Here is a 216-nt window from a genome sequence, read left to right on the forward strand (position 1 = left end):
CCATCTTCAGCCCCAGACTGGATACTTCCATCACGCAGGCATCACACCCGGCATCGACCATCTGCCGCAAAAGCCGCTGCAGGTCACAGCTTTCGGGGGTGGTGTGCTGCAGGGCGACGCCCGCACCGAAATCCGGGACCTTTGTTATGATTCCCGGGCCGTAACGCCGGGAGCCTTGTTCGTTTGCCTGCCCGGGTTGCACACCGACGGCCACAA

The 216-nt window shown here is 62.5% G+C and carries 1 protein-coding gene; it reads right to left on the reverse strand.

Features of this window, described 5'->3' with window-relative positions; translation table 11 throughout:
* A partial coding sequence (locus H6B10_RS19245) for a Mur ligase family protein (protein WP_430661808.1) occupies nt 1–214 on the reverse strand: 214 nt, incomplete at its 3' end.
* Nucleotides 215–216: the final 2 nt, after the last annotated feature.

It is taken from the genome of Gemmiger formicilis (genome assembly GCF_016901605.1).
GTDB classification, from domain to species: Bacteria; Bacillota; Clostridia; order Oscillospirales; family Ruminococcaceae; genus Gemmiger; species Gemmiger formicilis_B.